Here is a 4693-nt window from a genome sequence, read left to right as displayed (position 1 = left end):
ATTGATAGTTATGAATATGTAATAACCACTAATAATATTAATGATACATTTAAGGCTATTATAGATAATAATATATACGACATGACGCCTTTAATATACGCTTCATTTTCTGGAAATCTTCCGCTTGCTAAATTTTCAATAGAAAACGGAGCGGATATAAACGCAAAAGATGAAAACGGTTCTACGGCTTTAATCGTGGCTACTACTAATGAGAATTTGGAAATAATAAAACTTTTATCGGAAGAAAGAGGACTTGAGGTTAACGCCATAGACAATAGAGGATGGACGGCTTTAATATATGCGGCAGGAATTGGAAATTTAGAAATTGTAAAATATTTGATAGATGAAAGAAGAGTGGATTTCAATATTAAAGATAGTCAAGGACATGACGCTTTCATATTCGCTATACTTTACGGGCATTTAGAAGTAGTAAAATATTTTGTCGAAGAAAGGAGACTCGATATTAACTACAAAGATAACGAAGGCTGGACTGCCTTTATGCATGCTCCAGAAGCTGGACATTTAGAAGTCACTCAATATTTATTAGAAAAAGGCGCTGATATTGACGCTAAAGACAATAATGGCTGGACTTCTTTAATACATGCCGCATATAATGGACATCTGGAAGTGGTTAAATATTTAATAGAAAACAAAGCTAATATTAATGCGAGAAATAAATATAATTCTACAGCTTTAATGTTGGCTTCATTAAATGGAAAATTTGAAGTAGTTAAATATTTGTTAGAAAAAAATGCGAATGTTAATATTAGAGCAGAAAGCGGTAGAAATGCTTTAGATTTTGCTAAAAGATATGTAGATAGATTATTTGGCGTAAATAATGAAGAATAAATTAAATTGAAGGAGAAAAACCATGATTAAAAAACTAACTTTAATAACAATTTTATTATTAGGAAATATCGCTTTTTCGCAAGAACCAAAACTTACAAGAAAATATTTATTCGCAACCTTGAAAGGAAAAATTGACGACAAATACGATATAACAATGAATATAAAAATATATGATGTTTCTTATTCTTGGACAGGAGAAATATCTGGTAATGTGCGTGGAAATTATTATTACGATATATTTGGAAAAAATATTTATTTTTATGGAGAGATATATGAAAATTCTATGATTATTGAAGCGGAAGGAGACGAAGTTTTTAATTTCAAAATTGACGAAGAGACTTGGAAGAAAATTTTGGAATTTAAAAATATAACGATAAACGGAACTTGGAAAAATAAATCAAAATCTTTTCCATGCGTTATAAATAGCATCTCTCCTTTGGGTGGAAAATTAAGCGAAATGTTTGAATATACTATATCGAATAATGAATATGGTTATGGAAAAAATATTTTATATTCTCCGTCAATGAATATTTCTTATTTTGGTAACGATACGGAAAAGATTGAGATAAAAAATTTAAAAAATATTTATGAACAAAAATTAAAAAAAGTTGTCCATAATGAAACTTATACTTATTCCAAATGTTTTTCAGAGATTACTTATTTTGATGATAAAATATTATGCATTGAAGATATGCTTACCTCTACAACGAATATATATTTAGAAAATTTGGATGATTATTTAGAGACTTCATATGCTTACGATTACGATTATAATATTCTATCGCTTGAAACGGGTAAAAAGCTAAATAATACTTTAGAGGATTTAGTCGATTATGATGAAATATTTATTGCATTTTTAACAGAAGAATATAAAGATTATTTTAAAACTAAAATTGAAGGTATAATTGAAGAACAAAATAGTATAAAGGAATTATTTAAGAATTTATATAAAGATTTAGATATTCCTGAAAATGAACAGCCAAATGATAATGATTTTAATTTTCCAGAGCCGACATCTTATTTTCCCGAAGATTTTGATTTACCCGAAGAAATAAGCAAATCAAAATTTATATTTAACGGTTACGGAACTATAGACATATATAATGATTGGCTTCTTACAATTACAAAAGGAATGGATTATTATGACGAATATTTAACAATAGACATGAAAAAATTAAAACCTTATCTTAAAAAGGATAGTTTTTATAGGTATTTGTTCGATTAAATAATTATAATAATTGCACAAAATTATAACCGAGTTCTTTTTGATTAAAGACTCGGTTTTTTATTGTAGATTACTTCGCCTAACTGCTCGTTCCCTACGGGACGCCTTTGGCGAATGACAGTAATAAAAACATCGTCATTGCCGTGAGGCACACAGCGTGTGCGAGCCAATTTATCGGCGGGCAATCTATAGTTTTATTTTAAATCAATAAATTTTTAATAATTACTTGCAACCGATTATTAAATAAAATATAATACTTCGATTAATTAATTATTAACGGGAGACGACAATGAATTTTAATTTTTATATGCCAAGTAGAGTTATTTTTGGGAAAGGAAGTTTGAATAATTTGCATAAACAAAAATTTCCCGGAAAAAAGGCTTTAATAGTGGCGGAAGTTTTTATGAAAGAAATAGGTTATTTAAAAAGGCTTGAAGAACAATTAGACAAAGCCGATATATCGTATATTTTATTCGATAAAATAGTTCCAAATCCTATAAAAGAACATGTTATGGAAGGAGCGGATATAGTCAAAAAAGAAAAATGCGATTTTATCATAGGAATGGGAGGAGGAAGCAGTATAGATTCGGCAAAATCAATAGCGATTATGTCGACAAACGAAGGCGATTTTTGGGATTATATGACAAGAGGAACGGGAAAAAAGAAAGCCATACCAAACGACCCTATCCCCGTTATAGCCGTTTCCACTACTTCTGGAACGGGAACGGAAGCGGACCCTTGGATGGTTATAACGAACGGAAAAGAAAAAGTAGGTTTCGGTTATGATAAAACATTTCCGTATTTATCTATAGTCGACCCCGAACTTATGAAAAGTATTCCTCCGAAATTGACGGCTTATCAGGGATTTGACGCTTTATTTCACAGCGCCGAAGGATATATTAATAAAATTGCAAACGAAATGAGCGATTTATTTGCGTTAAAATCAATAGAACTTATAGGAAAAAGTCTGGCAAAAGCGGTTGCAAACGGAGAAGACGAAGAAGCGAGAGAAAATGTCGCTATGGCAAGCACTTTAGCGGGAATAGTTCAAAGCGTTTCCGATTGCACAGCAGAGCATTCTATAGAGCATGGTTTGAGTGCGTATTATCCTAAACTCGAACATGGAGCGGGATTGATTGCAATAAGCCGAGAATATTACACTTTACTTGCAGAATCTCATGACTGCGATGAAAAAATGATAAATATGGCTAAAATTTTGGGCAAAAAAGACGCTTCAAAACCTATGGATTTTGTAAACGCTTTAGTGGAACTTCAAAAAGCCTGCGGAGTTGACAATATAAAACTTTCCGATTACGGAGTGAAGAGAGAAGATTTGCCAGCTATAGCTCAAAACTCGAAATTTACCAGCGGATTATACGAAACGGACCCGCATGATTTTAGCGATGAGGATATATTAAGAATATTAGAAAAATCTTATAAATAATAGAATAATATTTTTTATTTTTAATTTTTTTTAATTAAAAATCAATTGGGAAAAGTATGATTTCTATAGCAAAAAATTATGCATTCTATATTATTAATTCCGTTTTCTTTTAAGGTTTTTATCGCTTCTTTCAATGTAAAACCCGAAGCGTAAACATCGTCTATCAAAAGAATATTTTTATTTTTAAGTTTTTCGGGCGCGATTATGCGAAATGCATTTTTTATATTTTCTTTTCGTTCTTTAAGAGTTTCCAAATATTTTTGTTCTTTTATCTTATTAATAGAATTAAAAATTATCGAGTCGCTTTTTTCTATATTCAAATTTTTTGAAATATAATCCGCAAAAAAATTCATTATATTTTCGTTTTTATTTGAAGGAATAAATAATAAAATGTCGGATTTCAAATTTGAAGATTTATAATATTCTATAAACGCATTTAAAATTTTATTCGGGAATTCGATTTCTCTTCTTTTGAAAGCTCTCAATTCGTCTCCCAAATCTTTATCCAAATCTCCGAGCGTGGAAACTTTAATATTGTCAATATAAAATGTTTTGTATATGATATTAATTCTCTTTATTATATTTTAAATCTATTTTTGAAAATAAAATATGTAGCGATTGCAAATAAAGAATTGATTATAATTCCTTTATAACCGTTTATTATTCCGTTAAACCAAATCTCAATATTTTCATTTAATAAAAATACAAGCAAAATCGAAGAAAATCTCGCGCTTATAAAAGAGAGCGGAGCTAATATAAAAAACGGAAATTTATTTTTAAGCGAAGATATTAATATTGAAAAAATAAAACCTTCAAATATTAAAAAATATAAAACAGGAATTTGAGGCATTCCCGTTATTATCGAATTAATTAAAGGCGAGGCAATCGAAAGAATTATAAGCGTCAAAGGATTTAAAATAAAAGAACCTAAAGACAAAGCGAAAAATATAGGCAAATATTCAGTTCCTTTTAAGCCGAAATAATGAACTAAAATCGGCGAACCTAAACTTACCGCTATTAATAATATAAAAGCCAAAATTTCAAAAATTTTTGTTTTTTCTTTATTTTCTTTAATCAAATATTTAATCATAATTTAATCCTAAATAATATTTAACGATATTATATTATATTTTAATTATATTCAATATATTTACGCTTGAATTTTTATTTTTTAT

General features: G+C 28.9%; 5 protein-coding genes. 3 read left to right on the top strand and 2 right to left on the bottom strand.

Annotation, left to right across the window (positions count from 1 at the left end; all coding sequences use genetic code 11):
* The 3 genes from ACR0QS_RS11280 to ACR0QS_RS11270 all read left to right on the top strand — a co-directional run.
* The coding region (locus ACR0QS_RS11280) for an ankyrin repeat domain-containing protein (RefSeq protein WP_432633549.1) at positions 1–849 on the top strand (849 nt) is incomplete at its 5' end.
* 22 nt (positions 850–871) lie between these two features.
* Positions 872–2074 carry a hypothetical protein gene (locus ACR0QS_RS11275; protein WP_432633548.1) on the top strand — a complete coding sequence of 401 codons (1203 nt, stop codon included), beginning with the start codon at positions 872–874 and terminating at the stop codon, positions 2072–2074.
* Between the two features lie 289 nt (positions 2075–2363).
* Positions 2364–3518, top strand: coding sequence for an iron-containing alcohol dehydrogenase (locus ACR0QS_RS11270; protein ID WP_432633547.1), 1155 nt, complete (start codon positions 2364–2366; stop codon positions 3516–3518).
* A gap of 41 nt (positions 3519–3559) precedes the next feature.
* On the opposite strand, the gene ACR0QS_RS11265 is transcribed toward ACR0QS_RS11270, so the two are convergent.
* Both ACR0QS_RS11265 and ACR0QS_RS11260 read right to left on the bottom strand, forming a co-directional pair.
* Positions 3560–4027, bottom strand: a complete 468-nt coding sequence (locus ACR0QS_RS11265; protein ID WP_432633546.1) for a ComF family protein — start codon at positions 4025–4027, stop codon at positions 3560–3562.
* Between the two features lie 68 nt (positions 4028–4095).
* The gene (locus ACR0QS_RS11260) at positions 4096–4608 is read right to left on the bottom strand and encodes a hypothetical protein (protein ID WP_432633545.1); all 513 of its coding nucleotides are present in this window, start codon (positions 4606–4608) and stop codon (positions 4096–4098) included.
* Positions 4609–4693: the final 85 nt, after the last annotated feature.

Source organism: Brachyspira sp., from assembly GCF_050873525.1.
In the GTDB taxonomy this organism is placed as follows: domain Bacteria; phylum Spirochaetota; class Brachyspiria; order Brachyspirales; family Brachyspiraceae; genus Brachyspira.
The sequence above is the reverse complement of the archived record's forward strand: the minus strand, read 5'-3'. Positions and strand labels throughout refer to the sequence as shown.